The sequence below is a fragment of the Vibrio sp. Vb2131 genome (genome assembly GCF_033338535.1).
GTDB classification, from domain to species: domain Bacteria; phylum Pseudomonadota; class Gammaproteobacteria; order Enterobacterales; family Vibrionaceae; genus Vibrio; species Vibrio alginolyticus.
Window position 1 is genome coordinate 219,495 of the sequence record NZ_JAWOSW010000004.1, and the last position, 16,421, is coordinate 235,915.

At 42.8% G+C, this 16,421-nt stretch carries 14 protein-coding genes; 6 read left to right on the forward strand and 8 right to left on the reverse strand.

Features of this window, described 5'->3' with window-relative positions:
• Window positions 1–7 precede the first annotated feature (7 nt).
• Window positions 8–1,669, reverse strand: a complete 1,662-nt coding sequence (locus R7E38_RS06855) for an ATPase RavA domain-containing protein (protein ID WP_085569011.1) — start codon at window positions 1,667–1,669, stop codon at window positions 8–10.
• A 269-nt stretch (window positions 1,670–1,938) separates the two neighbouring features.
• Here R7E38_RS06855 and R7E38_RS06860 point away from each other — a divergent pair, with 269 nt between their 5' ends.
• From R7E38_RS06860 to R7E38_RS06880, 5 genes are all read left to right on the forward strand, one after another.
• Complete coding sequence (locus tag R7E38_RS06860) at window positions 1,939–2,454, forward strand: NUDIX hydrolase (RefSeq protein WP_017820203.1); 516 nt, start codon at window positions 1,939–1,941, stop codon at window positions 2,452–2,454.
• A 22-nt stretch (window positions 2,455–2,476) separates the two neighbouring features.
• Entirely contained in the window at window positions 2,477–3,481 is a 1,005-nt protein-coding gene (gene ltaE / locus R7E38_RS06865; RefSeq protein ID WP_226083036.1) for a low-specificity L-threonine aldolase, read from the forward strand.
• A gap of 78 nt (window positions 3,482–3,559) precedes the next feature.
• The gene (locus tag R7E38_RS06870) at window positions 3,560–3,880 is read left to right on the forward strand and encodes a c-type cytochrome (protein WP_017633643.1); all 321 of its coding nucleotides are present in this window, start codon (window positions 3,560–3,562) and stop codon (window positions 3,878–3,880) included.
• 212 nt (window positions 3,881–4,092) lie between these two features.
• A complete protein-coding gene (gene yfcC / locus R7E38_RS06875; RefSeq protein ID WP_226083037.1) occupies window positions 4,093–5,625 on the forward strand; it encodes a putative basic amino acid antiporter YfcC in 1,533 nt (510 codons plus the stop codon).
• A 110-nt stretch (window positions 5,626–5,735) separates the two neighbouring features.
• Window positions 5,736–6,731 carry a succinylglutamate desuccinylase/aspartoacylase family protein gene (locus R7E38_RS06880; protein WP_053303674.1) on the forward strand — a complete coding sequence of 332 codons (996 nt, stop codon included), beginning with the start codon at window positions 5,736–5,738 and terminating at the stop codon, window positions 6,729–6,731.
• Between the two features lie 207 nt (window positions 6,732–6,938).
• On the opposite strand, the gene R7E38_RS06885 is transcribed toward R7E38_RS06880, so the two are convergent.
• A complete protein-coding gene (locus R7E38_RS06885; protein WP_054576742.1) occupies window positions 6,939–7,472 on the reverse strand; it encodes a lipocalin family protein in 534 nt (177 codons plus the stop codon).
• Window positions 7,473–7,776: 304 nt separating this feature from the next.
• Between R7E38_RS06885 and R7E38_RS06890 the strand changes: the two genes are divergently transcribed.
• Window positions 7,777–8,157 carry a cystatin family protein gene (locus R7E38_RS06890; protein WP_054576743.1) on the forward strand — a complete coding sequence of 127 codons (381 nt, stop codon included), beginning with the start codon at window positions 7,777–7,779 and terminating at the stop codon, window positions 8,155–8,157.
• Between the two features lie 58 nt (window positions 8,158–8,215).
• Here R7E38_RS06890 and R7E38_RS06895 read toward each other — a convergent pair whose 3' ends face one another.
• The 6 genes from R7E38_RS06895 to R7E38_RS06920 form a co-directional block, all read right to left on the reverse strand.
• Window positions 8,216–11,272, reverse strand: a complete 3,057-nt coding sequence (locus tag R7E38_RS06895; RefSeq protein WP_238853007.1) for an AAA family ATPase — start codon at window positions 11,270–11,272, stop codon at window positions 8,216–8,218.
• A gap of 9 nt (window positions 11,273–11,281) precedes the next feature.
• Window positions 11,282–12,415, reverse strand: coding sequence for an exonuclease SbcCD subunit D (locus tag R7E38_RS06900; RefSeq protein WP_005375971.1), 1,134 nt, complete (start codon window positions 12,413–12,415; stop codon window positions 11,282–11,284).
• A 361-nt stretch (window positions 12,416–12,776) separates the two neighbouring features.
• Window positions 12,777–13,616 carry a hypothetical protein gene (locus tag R7E38_RS06905; RefSeq protein ID WP_025767716.1) on the reverse strand — a complete coding sequence of 280 codons (840 nt, stop codon included), beginning with the start codon at window positions 13,614–13,616 and terminating at the stop codon, window positions 12,777–12,779.
• Window positions 13,617–13,907 (reverse strand): PAAR domain-containing protein, encoded by a 291-nt coding sequence (locus R7E38_RS06910; RefSeq protein WP_005375969.1) that lies wholly within the window; start codon window positions 13,905–13,907, stop codon window positions 13,617–13,619.
• An 11-nt stretch (window positions 13,908–13,918) separates the two neighbouring features.
• Window positions 13,919–15,754, reverse strand: coding sequence for a type VI secretion system tip protein TssI/VgrG (gene tssI / locus R7E38_RS06915; RefSeq protein WP_115386668.1), 1,836 nt, complete (start codon window positions 15,752–15,754; stop codon window positions 13,919–13,921).
• Between the two features lie 49 nt (window positions 15,755–15,803).
• Window positions 15,804–16,283: an Hcp family type VI secretion system effector gene (locus R7E38_RS06920; RefSeq protein WP_005375967.1), complete on the reverse strand. Its 480-nt coding sequence runs from the start codon at window positions 16,281–16,283 to the stop codon at window positions 15,804–15,806.
• Window positions 16,284–16,421: the final 138 nt, after the last annotated feature.

Genomic DNA, 16,421 nt, shown 5'->3' on the forward strand with positions numbered 1-16,421 from the left:
CGTCTCCTTATGAGAAAAACTGATGTAAGTTTTTAAAGCGTTGGATAACTTTTTCACTTTCTGCTTGGATTGATTCAAGTCTCTGACTAACCTGTTGCAGACTCGACTCCATTAGGCGGGGTAGTTCAGGATCAACAAAGCTATGCGGAAGCGCATCATGAAAGTTCGCTTTCACCTTGCGCATATGGTGTTCTGCCTCACTAAGCTGATTTACGGCTTTTTCGCTCTGCGTTAACCACTTTTGGTAAAGCTCTACATCCAAGCCCTCTTGAGTCACTAGGCTAACCAGAATGCCTCGGTTCGCGATATCACGGATAACTAGGTTATTCGCCGCGTCAACGTCAAATCGTAAACGGCACATGTTGGTGTTTTGATTGACGTAGCCATACACATCACCGCTTCCCTCTTTAATGACTCGATCTAACTCATCTTTGGGTACATAAACCCAGCGGCTATCACCTTTTTCTGATTCTGAAACCGACATGTTGCTTTGCAAGACAACCAATTTAACTAAGTTAACGGCTGCGCCAACTTTGTACATCTTGGCTTTAGAGGTATCGAAGCGCATGGTTTCTTTACGCAAAATGCCCGTTGCCGCTTCAGACGTTAACGTCATGCGGTAGGCATCTTCAAGTTCATGTTGAACATCAACCAAAGACTCTCGGCAGTACTCAATTTCCTGCTCCGCGTCTTGTTGATCAAATGCATGTTTTAAGGCGAACTCTTGAACCACTTCACGTACCACATCTCGCGATTCAGGACTGTTCCATAAACAATCTTGCAGCAGTAGAAGGTCAAGCGGATTGATTTCATCGCGACCATTAAAAAACGCGCTCGCTTTTAACAACTTCACGGCTTTCTTCCAGCGGCGGTCAGAGACATACATGTCGGTATTGGCCACATCACCAAACTGAGCTTCAACTTTGGCTTCTAACATCGTTTTAAGCTGGAAAAGCTTTTCGAATGCATTGTCGGTTAACGTCAATTTGTCGAGCTGTTGTTGCCATTGATGATATTCTTCATCAGTTATCGCTAGGCCTTCTGGTACTTGTGCCTCTTGCGATGTGCCCACAGTCAACATCGACTTAAAGTTTTGTTTATTCTGAATTCGATTCACAAACACACGCACCAACATGCGGTCGTAGAGCGCATCCAATCCACTATCTTCATCGGGTAATTCATTGGAAGCCGATACCAACAAGCGCATTGGCACACGCTCGATATCGCTGCCATTTTTGAATGTTTTCTCATTAACCACTGTCAGCAATGTATTAAGAATTGCAGGGCCCGCCTTCCAGATTTCATCCAAAAATACGACTTGTGCAGTTGGCAAATACCCTTTAGTTAAGCGAACATAACGGCCGTTGTCTTTTAGCTCTTGGATACTCAGTGGCCCAAACACCTCTTCAGGGGTTGAGAAGCGCGTCATCAGGTATTCGAAGTAACTGCTGTTATCGAACGCTTGGATGAGTCGTTTGGCAATTAAGCTTTTTGCAATACCAGGGGGGCCTAAAAGAAAAACACTTTCACCAGCAAGTGCAGCAAGAAGGCAGAGCTTGATCGTATGTTCACGCTCATAAACGCCATCCGTTAACGCTTTCGCCAATTTATTGATGCGTTCTGAGAGAAGCGCTTTTTCGGCATTTGAGGCAAATAAGGTTTGTGTCATACGTTCTCCGGCTGCTGAAGTGGTATTGCGTTAACATTTTTATACACTTGTTATAAGTTTGTTACAAATGTATTTTGTCGAATTCCCCTTATAGCAGATGCTTTTCCCCTTCTTGACGAAGCAATCAAAGTTTCCATTTATGAGACATTGCTCACTTAAAGTGCAAACGCTTTCGTCGTGTTGCAGTATTTTTTGCTTTTGTTTCCCACCATTTGTGGTTAATGTCGAAAAACGTCAAAAATGCGGTAACAGCTAGGGTTTATAACTGCATGAGCAAGATAATTCATAAATGGAAGCAAATTTCTCTGATTGAAGAAGACGTTATGCTTCCTACAGGACAGGCAATTACGCACACCACAATCCATCATCCGGGTGCTGCGGTGATTCTCCCTATTACAGCGGAGGGTGAGATTGTCCTTGTCCACCAATTTCGGCCTTCACTTAATAAATGGCTATTGGAACTTCCTGCTGGTACCAGAGAAGGCAACGAAGAGCCACTCTGCTGCGCCAAAAGAGAGTTAGAGGAAGAAACTGGGTTTAGTGCAGAGAAATTCACGTCTCTCGGCCAAGTCACCCCTCTTGCCGGATTTTGTGATGAGATACAGTATCTATTTGTTGCCGAAAAGCTTAACAAAACGAACCGTTACGAGTGCGATGAAGACGAAGTGATTGAGGTCGTCACCTTGTCAATCAAGCAACTCGAAGAAAAGATTGTCGATGGCACGATCACCGATGCCAAAACGATCGCTTGCTTAAGCAAAGCGCGCCTTTGCGGATATATTTAGGACTTTGACCAAGGAGACATTCATGGATTTTCGATCAGATACCGTTACACAGCCCACCCAAGCCATGCGAGAAGCCATGTTTAAGGCCCCCGTTGGGGATGATGTTTATGGTGATGACCCTACGGTCAATGAGCTTGAAAAATTTGCTGCGCAGCTTGCTGGTTTCGAAGCAGCTTTGTTTACCACTTCAGGCACTCAAGCCAATCTGCTCGGTTTAATGGCGCATTGCGAGCGGGGAGATGAATATCTATGTGGGCAACAAGCACATAACTACAAATACGAAGCTGGTGGCGCGGCGGTTTTGGGATCAATTCAACCTCAACCAGTCGAAAATAACCCAGATGGCACGCTACCATTTGATAAACTGGCTGCTGCGATTAAACCAGATGATTGTCACTTTGCTCGCACTAAGCTTCTCAGCTTAGAAAACACAATTAATGGTAAAGTACTACCTCTGTCTTACTTAACAGAAGCACGTGACTTCGTGAATAAACATAACTTGCAGATGCATCTAGATGGCGCTCGCGTTTTTAACGCAGCCGTTGCACTTGATGTTCCGGTAAAAGAGATCGGTCAGTACTTTGATTCAATGACGATCTGTCTGTCGAAAGGTCTGGCTGCCCCTGTTGGCTCGCTACTGCTTGGTAGCAAAGACTACATCGCAAAAGCACGTCGCTTAAGAAAGATGGTCGGCGGTGGTATGCGTCAAGCGGGTATTCTTGCCGCAGCAGGCAAACTTGCCCTTACCGAACAAGTGGAACAGCTAAAACAAGATCACATCAACGCAAAAACCTTAGCGGAAGGTTTAGCAGAACTGCCTGGTTTTTCAGTCAACCCTGAATTTGTTCAAACGAACATCGTGTTCGCGAAGCTTGCTCCTCAAGTGGACATAGTAAGTATCGCTGCGAAACTAAAGGAACAAAACATCACGATAACCCCTGGAAATCCAATTCGTTTTGTAACTCATAAAGATATTTCAGCGAAAGACATCGACACTTTCTTATCAAGTATAAAATCTCTACTTTAATTTGATTTTGATCATTGAGCTTCCCCTAAGGGGAAGCTTTATTGTATCGGCATGATTTTTAGCGAATAGATAACCTCCATGCTCAGATTTGTACTTCTAATCTCTTTTATTTTCTCTTCCGCTATCCATGCCGAGCCGTTTGGTGATGCTGATAAAGGTAAAATCAAATCACCTAGCTGTGTCTATTGTCACGGTGTTACAGGCATCGCAACGAACAACACCTATCCAAGCCTTGCTGGTCAAAATGCTCAGTACCTTTACAATGCAATGAAATCTTATCAAGCCGGTGAGCGTAAAGGGCCACTTGCAGAAATGATGGCAGCACAGTTAAAAATGTTAAATGATGAAGACCTTCGTGATGTCGCTGCTTTTTATGCAGAACAGACAGAAATCAAGTGATTAGATCACCTGTAGATGTACTATGAAAGCTCGTGAATCATCCAAACTCAACGCATATTGAAACATTAACCCAACATTTGACCACAAAACAATCAAATTAACTTCACTTCAAATATTTGATGAATTTATAGTTCAACATAAGCATTAATATTGACTTTTTATTCTATTTTATCGATATTTCATGCTTTATTGAATTTGACGTGAAGTAAGTTATGTCTCACACACATGCGCAACCAGCAGACTCGGTTGCTACCCCTAAGTCGTGGCAGATGCCAGATACCCTCATTTTGATCTTCATTGTTGGTATTCTTGCTGCGATTCTTACCTACTTAATTCCTGCTGGTCATTTTGATAGCCAACAGGTGACCTACATGGTCGACGGTGCAGAAAAAACTCGCACAGTTATCGATCCTTCTTCTTTCTCTTATGCAACCGACGAAAACGGTGAGTTGGTTTACAACACAGTTGGCCTGTTTGCTTCTGGTGGTGGCATTGGTCTGATGAACTTCCCTTTCGAAGGTCTAGTTTCTGGCTCTAAATGGGGCAGCGCAATCGGCGTGATTATGTTCATGTTGGTTATCGGCGGTGCTTTCGGCGTTGTAATGCGCACAGGCACTATCGATAACGGTATCCTGCGCCTTATCGATAAGACCAAAGGTAACGAAGCGCTATTCATTCCAGTGCTATTTTTGCTGTTTTCGCTAGGCGGTGCGGTATTTGGTATGGGTGAAGAAGCCGTAGCATTTGCGATTATTATCGCGCCGCTTATGGTTCGCCTTGGTTATGATGGTATCACTACGGTGATGGTTACCTATGTTGCGACTCAAATTGGCTTCGCTACTTCTTGGATGAACCCTTTTTCCGTCGCTATTGCGCAAGGCATTGCGGGTGTACCTGTTTTATCCGGCATGACAGTGCGCATGGGGGTATGGGCTGGCTTTACGTTAATCGGTATCGCTTTCACAATGATCTACGCCGCTCGTGTGAAGTCAAATCCTAAACTTTCTTACAGCCATCGCACAGACCAGTATTTCCGTCAGCAAGAGCTTGGCAATCAAGATTCTCGTTGGAACCTAGGTGACACACTCGTTATCCTTACGGTTATTGCGACCACGGTGTGGGTCGTTTGGGGCGTAGTCGCTAACGCATGGTACATCCCAGAAATCGCTTCTCAATTTTTCACTATGGGCTTTGTTGTCGCGATCATCGGTACGATTTTCCGCCTAAACGGTATGACGCTAAACTGCGCAGCTGATGCATTTAAAGAAGGTGCAGCTATTATGCTTGCACCTGCCCTATTAGTGGGTTGTGCAAAAGGGGTATTGTTGATCCTTGGTGGTGGTACAACTGATGAAGCGAGTGTACTGAACTCAATTCTAAACAGTGCTGGCGGCGTGATCAGTGGGCTTCCTGACGTAGCTGCAGCATGGTTAATGTATGTATTCCAATCTATCTTCAACTTCTTTGTCACTTCAGGCTCAGGACAAGCGGCACTAACGATGCCTCTACTGGCCCCTCTGGCAGACATTGCAGGAGTTACGCGCCAAGTGGCAGTTTTGTCATTCCAACTTGGCGATGGCTTTACTAACGTTATCGTCCCTACTTCGGCATCTCTCATGGCAACGCTTGGTGTCTGCCGTATCGACTGGGGTGACTGGGCAAAATTCTGCTGGCGATTTATTCTATTACTCTTTACCCTATCAAGTATCGTCGTTATCGCAGCTCATATTATGGGTTTTGCGTAAAACGAAACCAATTGGTAATTAAGGCGAGACATGTTCTCGCCTTATTAATATTCATGGTATGACGACGCTAAGGTTTTAGATTAGCTTATGGTTTTGGAGTGGTAACTTTAATGGCAACACAATTTCTCGATGACATGATTCAGGGTCATCAAGTGATTCAATCTCTCAATGTAGCAGACCTAAATTCGGGCGAGCATAAGTTTTGGTTTCGCATCGCAACGAATGCTCTCTCTCAGTGGCAACACCTACCTGTGCTAGTGTTCAAAGGTGAAAAACCTGGCAAGAAGATCATGATTACCGCAGGGGTTCATGGTGATGAGTACAATGGTGTGTTAGCAGCGCAGAAAACTGCTCGAGAGCTCATCGGCACTGAAGTCGCTGGTACTGTCACTATTGTTCCAACCATTAACATGCCAGGTATGCTAAACCACAGCCGCGATTTCTATTCCGCAGACCCTGACGCGTCTCCTGCAAACTTAAACCGCTTTTTTCCTGGTGACCAAAACGGCAATGAGGCCCAACGTTACTTATATGCATTGTGGAATGATTTGCTCAAGCCAAATGCTGATTTAGCCATTGACCTTCACACTCAAACCAGTGGTGCGGCCTATCCACTTTACGTGTTTGCAGATTTCCGAATCGAGCAATCATTAGAAATGGCTCGTCTCATTAATCCTGATGCGATTTTAAATGATCCTGGAGATGCTGGCGTCCTTGAAACGGTTTGGAATAACCATGGTGTCCCAAGCATTACAGTTGAAGTAGGTATGGGGCGATACACCGAGCAAGAACTTATCAGTCGAACTGTAACAGGCATTTTTAATGTGCTGAAAAAGCATAACATTGTTGAAGGTGATATGGACCCTATTACGTCATGCTTGGAAGGAAACGAAATCGTCAGTGTAAAAGCGACACACGGCGGCTTTGTACTGCCTCATGTCAGTTTGATGAATTTTGTCGAGCAAGGCCAACTTCTTGCGATTCAATACGACAGCTTTGGCGCTGAGATTAAACGCTACACCGCCCCAACAAGCGGCACAGTACTTAGCCACAATGTTGAATCTATTCGAGCACCAGGTTCCCTGATCGTTCGTTTGATTAAGTAAACCATAACCGTTTGTTGATAGATCAACCTTTCGACGCTCACTCAAATTTATATAAGCCCCATCACGAGTAATCACAAATGATGGGGCTATATCCATTTTGACCACATTAAGTTACGCGGTAACAAATTACTGTTAAGCGAAATGACAAACTGAGCTCTTAATTAGGAAGCTGCCCCTCTGTCCGCTTTTTCAGCCACGCTGATGAACTTAAAGCTGTCTTTGTTTCTCTTGTTCAACAAAAATGAGCTCGTCGATAGCGAAACCTTTCTCTTTAGCTACGTACTTAAAGCGCTCCACTACTCTCTCATCAACGTTAGGCGTTCTAGACAATAGCCACAAATAGTCGTGGTTGTAACCGGAAACAAACGCATAGTCATAGTTTTCACCTAGCTCAAAAACAATGTAAGAAGAGTATATTGGCCCAAAAAAGGAAACCTTTAAGTGTCCAACCGTTTTATCTTCAACAAAATAAGCTTTGCCTTCAGCTTCTGACCACTGTCGCTCTTCTTCGGAATATCCACGGTTTATCACCTTAACCCCACCATCCTCGCGAACCTGATACTCAGCGGTAACGTTGGATAAGCCTCGCTCAAATGAATGGTCTAGGCGTGCAATTTCGTACCACTTACCTAGATATGGCTCTAAATCGAAATTATTGACGGGTTCCACCCCATCCGGCTTCGAGGTACAACCAAATAAAGTTGCAAGTGACAAAAGTAAAAATATTTTTATCGATTTCATACAACACCTAAATTTTAATTAGTGATTGATTTTACTCTAGAAGATAACAAATCGATCACTAAGCCGCACCATCACCTTCATAGGTACACATCACAATTCTTCATCAATAGCGCACTGAACACCGAAACCTCGTCATCTCAGCAAATCGTTAACAAGATTGCTCTATTTTTGACTTACAAGCTGACCATGCTTGTACATTTTGTCAGCATTTAACCCTATGCATATAGAAACTTTGCACAACATAGACATTCGTAGGCATATCACCCTCCTATAATACGTTGCGTTATAGACAGAGGTTATTGTTATGAAATTAAAAACAGTGTCAGTTTGTGCACTTTTGGTGTTACTTGCAGGTTGTCAGCAGGAAAAGCCGAGCGAAACGACACAATTAACGACCTCAGCAGATGTATGTAATGCACAAGGAAACATGCCAGGTGGGTGGAATGAGTTTAACGCGACCCCTGATGCACAAAAGGCAATGGCCTTTGTTTTAGAGAAAATGGACACAATAGCGTCGTTTAAACAAATACTGAATGTTCACGCGCAAATCGTTAGCGGCGTCAACTATGCTATTGAGTTTGAATTGGATGATGGCTCTGTTTGGAACACGATTGTTTATCGCAACCTCGATGGCGAATATGCGATTACCCAATCGCCAAAAGAAGGCCACTTTTGCGAACAGTAGCGACTTAGTCAGAAAGCCCCAACATTAGGGGCTTTTTGATCTAACAGTAGTCACTGAATTAGACAGCGAAGCGACATTGAGATTTAATCGACACCGTTGAACCAAGTCTTGATGGTTCTACATCAATCCTCTGCGCCATTTGTTCTTTCAACTCAGAAACGTGAGAAATAACACCGATCATGCGCCCAGTCTGTTGCAGGTCCACTAGCGTTTGAATAGCAAGATCTAAAGACTCTGGGTCTAAACTACCGAAGCCCTCATCAATAAATAAAGTGTCTAAACGAATACCGCCACTATAGGATTGCACAACATCCGACAAACCAAGTGCCAGAGCAAGCGCTGCCATAAATGATTCACCGCCGGAAAGTGTCGCAACATCACGCGTTTTTCCTGTGTAGCCATCTTCAACCATTAAATCTAAGCCGCGACCCGCAGCACCTTTGAAGCCCTCTGTTTTTCGAGCAAGAATATAGCGCCCTTTACTCATAAGGCTTAAACGTTGAGAGGCCTGAATCAGCACATCATCCAACAGTACACCAAGAACAAAGCGATGTAGGCTAACCCTGCTGCCTGTTTTACCACTAGCAACGTCGTACAACGTACCAAAGACTTTGTATTCTTCTTCTAACTTACTATTTTTCTCATGCAACACGGCAATATCTTTACGAACCTTTTCAAGACGTTCAAATATTGAGCGTGTGGTATCAAGTTGATTCCTTACTTCAATATATTGCGCCTGCAGAGTGGTTAACCTGTCGTTAAACGACTCTAAATTAGGCCTTTCAAGATCTTTCAATGCATGATTTAAATCATGTAGTGTTTGCTCAAGCTTGGTTTGTGCCTGTTTGAAGCTGTCTATTTCTTGCTGCCAGGCTTGAAGTTCATCATCTCCCACTCGACTACTTAGATAATGGCTTTCATCTTCAAATTTACTCGCCTGTAGTGCCTCATTCCACGCTAATTCTGCTTGGCTAAGTTTTTGCTCTGACTCAGATAACCACTGCTTGTTCGTCGCTAAGTGACTTTCCGCATTTGATTTCTCCAATATCGCTTGCTGCAAAGCGTTTTGCGCCTTTTCTAAGCCTGTGTTCAAACTCAGAATTTGCTCTTTTGTCAGCAAAATTTCACGTTCAAGCAAGTCAGCGGAACTGTATTTTGGGTCAATAAAAGCTTGTAATTGAGCCAATTGTTCTTGGTTCGCTTTAACGGTTGATTCATTTGCCGCCATTTGATTCTGCAGCTCATGAATTTTATTTTCACCCACGACGCAGCGTTGATTAAGCTGTTCAACGTTCCTTTCTAGTTTTTCAATATCAATAGCTTGTAGACGTAGGAGTTGAGCATTGATCGCTTGCAAATCATTTTGAACCGTCGAGATCTCAGATGTAGCATACTCACCCAACTCCTCTTTCAACTGGTTACACTGATTCTGATACTGACTAATGACAACGTTATGTTGTTCTAGCTGATTGCTTAGTTGGTTCAACAAGGTTTGAGCTTCTCGCTCTTTCGCTCTAGCCGCCTGAACTTGCTCTTTTGTAACGGCTTCTTCAACAAACGTTGCGGGGTTAGGATGCGTTTCGCTACCACACACCGGGCATGCTTCACCTGCTTTTAGTCGCTGCGCTAATACTGCCGCTTGAGCGTTGTGCCACTTAAGCTCTATCGTATCAGCGGCTTGTTGACGCTGCATATAGCGCTGACTGGCTTCGTGTAGTGACTGCTGCTTGCCTACAGTTAGCGCATTGAGTTTAGAGAGCTCTAAAGTAAGATCATGCAGCTTTTGTAGATCCTGTAACAGCCGTTGTTTTTGTTTTATTTCCGCATCGATGCTGCCAATAAGCGCAACATCAACTCGTGCTTTCTCTAGCTCCTTCTGTCCCTGCTGGGCCTGTAACGTTAACTTATCTTTTAGTTCTATGTACTGTTTTAACGTTGCTTCAAATTGTTGTTTTTGTTGATAACCCGCCGTTATTTTACTTTCCAAATTGTCTTTCTCGACCAACTTGTTTTTCATACTTTCAAGTTGATACTGCAGTTGCGTTAACTGCGGGACCTTTGCCGCTGCCTTTTTTGCACTTTGCTGCAAGTTTTCTTGTTCTCTCGCAACGACATTAGCTTTTTCGAGACTCTCTTCCAAAGCTACGATTTTTTGCCTAAGCTCTTGCGTTTGAGCTTTTGCATTTTGTAATGAGATGTAGGGCAACTCTATCTTATTGGCATTTTTAGCGTTTTCTAATTGCTGTTGACGAGCTTTTATCGAATCTGAGTGTTCTAGATGCAGCTTGAGTGCGCTTTCTGCTTGCTCTCGTTTCGAAAACTCTCCATTCAAGGTTTCCGCTTTTTGCAATTCAGATTTAGCAGTATTGAGCTTATCTAACGCTGCTTGCTCATTCTTTTTATCAGACTCTAATTGCTTAGTTACTTGTTCCAGTTGTTGTAATAGTTCTTGTTCAGAACTCGCTTCTGCAACTTGTAAAGCACCTCGAATTTGATTATCAAATTCGCCTTTCGCTTTACTAATTGCACTCGCTTTATCTTTGAGCGCGTACTCAATTTTTTTATATATGTCAGTTTGAAAGAGCTGGCCAAAAATTTCTTCACGCTCTTTAGAGCTAGCAAGCAACAGTTCTCGGAATTTTCCTTGAGGCAACACCATAACTTGGCGAAATTGAGTTTCATTCAAGCCAATAATATTGCTAACTTCAGTTTTAACCTGAGTCGTCTTGCTGGTGATAAGCGTTTCAGTCTCACCGAGTTCATAAAGAGCCGCAGTGTGCTTTTTAATCGTCATCCCTTCACCACGGGCCTTGGGCGCTTCCTGCTCAGGGGATCGAACAACTCGGTATTGTTTGCCGTGTAACGAAAATTCGAGAACTACTTCGGTTGGTAAATCTTGCGCGGATAAGTCACACCGCATCTGAATACCTTGTCGCTCATTACCTGTGGTTTCACCATAAAGGGCGAAGCAAATGGCATCTAAGATCGACGTTTTACCGGAACCTGTAGGACCATTAATCAAAAATAGAGGGTTACTGCCAAGCTTCTCAAAATGAATGATTTCAGTTTTTGCAAACGGACCAAAGGCTTGCATGGTTAGTTTAATTGGTTTCATCTTTGGTCCCTATTGCTGTGATAATTGCTTAATAATGTCAGTAACAGCTTGCTCTTGCTCTTTAGACAACTGGCTATCTTGCGCCTCAATAAAAAAATCTCGGAACATATCAATTTCGCTTCGCGCCAACTTTGCTTGCGCCATTTCCTGCTCTACCCCAATTAACATGCCAGGTTTCTCAAGGTGTAAAACGTTTGGATACACTGAACGAAGTTTTTCCATTGGGTTTAAAATCGCATGTTTATCCATCAAACGAACTAACAAATAATCTTCATTCTTGGGGTCTGTTTTCCCTTGCTCAATAACTTTATCCAGCTCGCCCTCTACAATACGCATTTCATGAGGAGCCGTAAGATCAATATGCTTTGCAGAAACGAATCCTTTCTTGTCCAGTTCAACTAACGTGAAACCTTTTCTCTGGTTCTGTTCACCAAAGCTATACTTCATGAGAGAGCCAGAGTAACGGATATGCTCTGCGCCTTTCTTTTGAGGCTGATGCAAATGACCAAGTGCGACGTAGTCAAAATCTAAGAAGTGTTCATGACTCACGCGATCAGAACCACCAATAGATAATGGTCGTTCAGAGTCTGACTCGATAGCCCCATCAACAAAACAGTGACTCACGAGCACGCGCTTTTGCTTAGAGATAAAGCGCTCTTTAATTTGCTCAACAAGCAATTGATGAGCCTCATCATGAGTGGATACCGAGGCTTTGTAGGCAAACCTGACCTGTTCAGGGTCGTTATAAGGCATACCATAAAACGCGACCTCGTCCGCAGAGTCCGTTTTTATGATGATGGGAGTGAGCATCTCTTCAAAGTTGCTAACAATATGGAGACCTGCATTTTTCATTTGCTCTGAGCCGAAACCTAACCTTTCTGCACCATCATGGTTGCCAGATATCAATATCATTGGTGTTTCTAACTCGGTACAAATGCGTTTCACGACTCGATTTAACAGTTCTATTGCAACCGTTGGTGGCACCGAACGGTCATAGATATCTCCCGCCACTACAACTGCATCGACGGGGTTGCGTTCAATATAGTTAATCAGTTGTTCGAGTACTGCTTGTTGATCTTCGAGTAGTGATACGTTGTGGAATTGTCGACCAAGATGCCAATCTGAGGTGTGGATAAACTTCATTCGAATTCACTTTCCGCCAATTCTATGAGTAGGCTTGCTTCTGTCAGAGTCCATGTACCGTTTATAAAAAGGAATGCGTCACGGGTGGGATCTCGAACAAGCCAAAACTCAAGTTATTTTATTTCGGTAAGGATATCTTGAGTCGAACAGCTTTTCATGTGGTTTGTGTTCTATGGCTGGCTATTTAATCAGAAAGCGAGAAGAACACTGTAAAAACGCGGTGAGCAAAGCTATTTTGAAAAGCAAGCTGCGCCTAGTCATTGTCCAAACATCATTAAAGGGCCAGTTTCGAGTCAATCCCCCATAACATTTGCATCACTAAAACCTCAACTACTACTAGAAGGAAAAGCAATAGCCAGACCTATTCACTACGCCAATTGTATATTACTCCTACTGCATAGCCATCTGACTCGATGTCCGCTTGCAACACGTGAAAGTCTGGGCAGGGGCTGCTTCTTTGAAGCTCATCAATCACTAACGCTTTTAAAACGCCGCCACATGCACCCAATCCGCCAAGTTTGATATCAACAAATTGATACTGAGTTTGATCGGTCACCCACGGAGACAAGAATTGCATTGAGTTTAACCATTGCGGTTCTTCCTTATTAACGGATAAATACAATTGACTGAGTGGATGTTCACAACTTACTCCTAATTGCTTAAACACCTTGTCCACGGCGATGCGTTGTTGTTTGGCATCTAAATCAATTCGAACAACATCAGGCACAAGACCTGAATGTCGAAAAAAACACTTGGTTAAAATGATAGAGCTTTGAGGTTTGACATGCCCTTCTACATCACTCGTAACCTCTATAGCCAGTATCCAAGTCGCTTGCGTTTCATTAACTTCACGATTTATCCGATTTAGTGCCATCAAAAATGCAGCTTGGCCATAAGGATAAAAGTAAATTTCAGTATTGACAGTTTGGTCAACGAAAATAGAAAGCTCGCTTATCAATGCTTTAAGCAAACTTTTGTCCACCGAAGATGGTAAAAGAACACAGAGATTCCCCTTGATATCAGCTTGCTCAAGACTCTCGCGCTCAGAGCGCACGAGGCTTAATATATGCTCATCTATTGATTGAGCAAAGTCAGGGGGTCGGATTTCCTCGGACAATCTAAAAGAATCATCAGCTATCTCGCGAACGGTGTGTGAACGGCCATTAAAGGATAGAAGATGCGTTTGAAATGCGAGTGGCATCTAGCCTCCGATTAAAACCGTAGGCATACCAGATAGAATTTTGCCACCATGAGACGTTGAATCGCCGACTCTCGCGGCTGGTTTACCGTTGATTGTTACGCTAGAAGAACCTGCTGAGATACTATCCGGAGGACCGATACAAATAAGCTTGTCGCCTTGTCTTGCCGCAGGTATCCCGCCAATCGTTACGTTTGGTGAACCAACAACGACGGGACCACCGACATGCGGTATCTTTCCTGTTTTTTTAGGGCAAAGATGAAAGCTGCCCAAAATTGCGGCTGGTTTACCCACTTTAAATCACCTTAGTTCAATGAAATTTGCCCAGCTTTAAGAGCAATAGCTGAGCCGTTAATGGATATTTTATTACCTTTGATATTGATTTCTCCAGAGCTAGACATCTGAATAGAAGCACCACCTACTTTGATCTCGACGCTCTTTCCTGCATTAAAAGACAGTACTTCACCCGTTTCATTCGAAAAGTTTTTACCTACTTTCAAGCTCGCGTTCTGACCAACCTCTTGATTAACATCATTGGTCACTTTTTCGGTTTTACTGTTTTCAACGGCGATATCAACACAGTCTTCAACTAGCATTTGGAACAGTTTTTCAGCATGAAGATAAATGTGCTCTTCACCAGGCTTATCATCGAAGCGCAACTCATTAAAATTGGATGTACCTTTTTGTACAGAGCGTGATTTATAACCACTCTGAGAACTTTGCTCTGGTAAAGCGTAAGGAGGGAGTTGACTACCGTTATATAGTGACCCCGTAACGATTGGTTGATCAGGGTCTCCGTTGACAAACTCGACGATGACCTCTTGTCCGACTCTAGGGTGAAACACCGACCCCCATCCGTTACCTGCGATATTTTGCGCAACACGAATCCAACATGAACTATTTACATCGTATTTACCAACACGGTCCCAGTGAAACTGAACTTTGATACGGCCATGTTTGTCTATGTAAATTTCACCATCTTTGTTCCCCGTAACTACTGCGGTTTGCAAACCTTTCATCTGAGGTTTCGGGTAGTTAACTGAAGGACGCAGGATTGTCTTTGAGTCAACACAACTAAACGAGACTTTGACACCTTGCGCACCGGTCCCACCTTGACCAGTCTGGTTATAAACAGCAGCAGACAAAAAAACAGAAGACAGTACATATTCTTTGCCGACTCGAGATTTATCTTCATGCTTTTTAAACTTGAAGCACTTGCCCACACTGAATGTTCTGCACGTAGCCTCGCCACGACACAAATATGCATTTTGCTGTAGTGCTTCTATTGCATGCGTGTTTCTCAGTGCGTATTGATCATTGCTCTCCATTTCACCCATGTATTCAAAATACTCGCTTCCAGGTACTGTAAAAAAATCACTTTCACCCTTTGCAGTATTTTTAGGATTCGAAGAAGGCTTGAGCATGTTATAGCCTGACTTTTGACTCGCTTTAGTAGTCAGAATTTGCGTTTCATGCCAAGAAGAAATGTGGCTAGATTTCGCCGTACCTGTATCAAAATCGACTAAAAACTCAGTACCCGGCTTATAAAAACTGATGTCATCAAAAATATTGAGCGTATGGGCAGACTTAGTATGTGTAAAACAAAATGATAGCCCCTCTTCCGATAACAGACGTCGAACAAATTCAAGATCTGATTCTTCATATTGTACTTTGTACGTGTATTTAGGATAGGACTTGGTTAGCTCAAAACTAAAGGCAACACTATGCTCCGATAGTACTTCAGAGATAATTTCCTTTATATCTTTATGCTGAAATATTCTGCAATTTTTTCGATATTCAGCGAAACGTAATTTAGGCTCTATTAATAATTCTATGTTTTTATAATTTTCGCCTTTATGTGTATTAGAAACCCTTTTCCCTTCTAATCTTGCAGCAGAAACGTAACCATGCATATAACGAGGATTTGAAGAAACATCCTCATTATTTTCAAGGGTAATGGTAACTTCCTTACCAATAATTTCGTTTAACTCACTTCGTTGATCATTAAAGTAAGCTTTAGCACGCAATGAAAAAAGTTCTGAGATCTCTTCTTTATACTCAAACGAGTTTAGTATGATGGCATCTTTACCGAATGGGGAAGAAATTCGGATGAAATTGTTATCTTGAGTTGCTCTTTTCATTAAATACTTCTTTCAAAAAAATGCGGAGGAATACTCCCCCGCATGAAAATTACATTTGTTGACCTTTAACACCGCTGTAGCCGTATACCAATGGAGCAGAAGTGTTGTTCTTATCGTCAGTAGGAGTCACTGTCATCATCATTTCTGTGTAAGAAATTGTGATAGTTTCAACTGGACGATCGTCTTGGATAGAAACTGAGTAGTTAGAAATCATCGCATCAGTCAGTTCGATCTTCATGATCTCTTCAACCTTCTCACCCTGCTTAGTAATATGGAAAACCGCTGGTTTACCTTTACCAATCGTCGCTTCTTTAAATAAGTCAGGAGAAGAACGGTCTTGAAGTTTAGTGATAGTCAAATCATATAGACGAGTAGCGCTCGCTTCACGGTCCATCGCTGTACCAGTGTATGATGAGATCTCACGACCTACACTCCAATCTACAGATAGTAGTGTAATCAAATCTTTGTATTGCTCGGCTGTTGCCTCACCCTTAATATCTGCGTATTTAAGATACGTATTAGACTGCATGCTAATCTCCTATAGCATTATTAATTGACATATATCGTAGTAATTTAATTATCTGACGTTTGGTGATAATTAGTGATTAATGTATCAAAAACTTCATTTTAAATACGCCCTGTTATATCTTTAAATAAGATTTAATTT

Excerpts from the sequence above, each read along its gene's own strand:
- R7E38_RS06905 (WP_025767716.1), bottom strand. The coding sequence starts at position 13,616 with ATGCCACTCGCATTTCAAACGCATCTTCTATCCTTTAATGGCCGTTCA.
- ltaE (WP_226083036.1), top strand. The coding sequence starts at position 2,477 with ATGGATTTTCGATCAGATACCGTTACACAGCCCACCCAAGCCATGCGA.
- R7E38_RS06900 (WP_005375971.1), bottom strand. The coding sequence starts at position 12,415 with ATGAAGTTTATCCACACCTCAGATTGGCATCTTGGTCGACAATTCCAC.
- R7E38_RS06920 (WP_005375967.1), bottom strand. The coding sequence starts at position 16,283 with ATGCAGTCTAATACGTATCTTAAATACGCAGATATTAAGGGTGAGGCA.
- R7E38_RS06870 (WP_017633643.1), top strand. The coding sequence starts at position 3,560 with ATGCTCAGATTTGTACTTCTAATCTCTTTTATTTTCTCTTCCGCTATC.
- R7E38_RS06860 (WP_017820203.1), top strand. The coding sequence starts at position 1,939 with ATGAGCAAGATAATTCATAAATGGAAGCAAATTTCTCTGATTGAAGAA.
- R7E38_RS06880 (WP_053303674.1), top strand. The coding sequence starts at position 5,736 with ATGGCAACACAATTTCTCGATGACATGATTCAGGGTCATCAAGTGATT.
- R7E38_RS06895 (WP_238853007.1), bottom strand. The coding sequence starts at position 11,272 with ATGAAACCAATTAAACTAACCATGCAAGCCTTTGGTCCGTTTGCAAAA.
- tssI (WP_115386668.1), bottom strand. The coding sequence starts at position 15,754 with ATGAAAAGAGCAACTCAAGATAACAATTTCATCCGAATTTCTTCCCCA.
- R7E38_RS06890 (WP_054576743.1), top strand. The coding sequence starts at position 7,777 with ATGAAATTAAAAACAGTGTCAGTTTGTGCACTTTTGGTGTTACTTGCA.
- R7E38_RS06855 (WP_085569011.1), bottom strand. The coding sequence starts at position 1,669 with ATGACACAAACCTTATTTGCCTCAAATGCCGAAAAAGCGCTTCTCTCA.
- yfcC (WP_226083037.1), top strand. The coding sequence starts at position 4,093 with ATGTCTCACACACATGCGCAACCAGCAGACTCGGTTGCTACCCCTAAG.
- R7E38_RS06885 (WP_054576742.1), bottom strand. The coding sequence starts at position 7,472 with ATGAAATCGATAAAAATATTTTTACTTTTGTCACTTGCAACTTTATTT.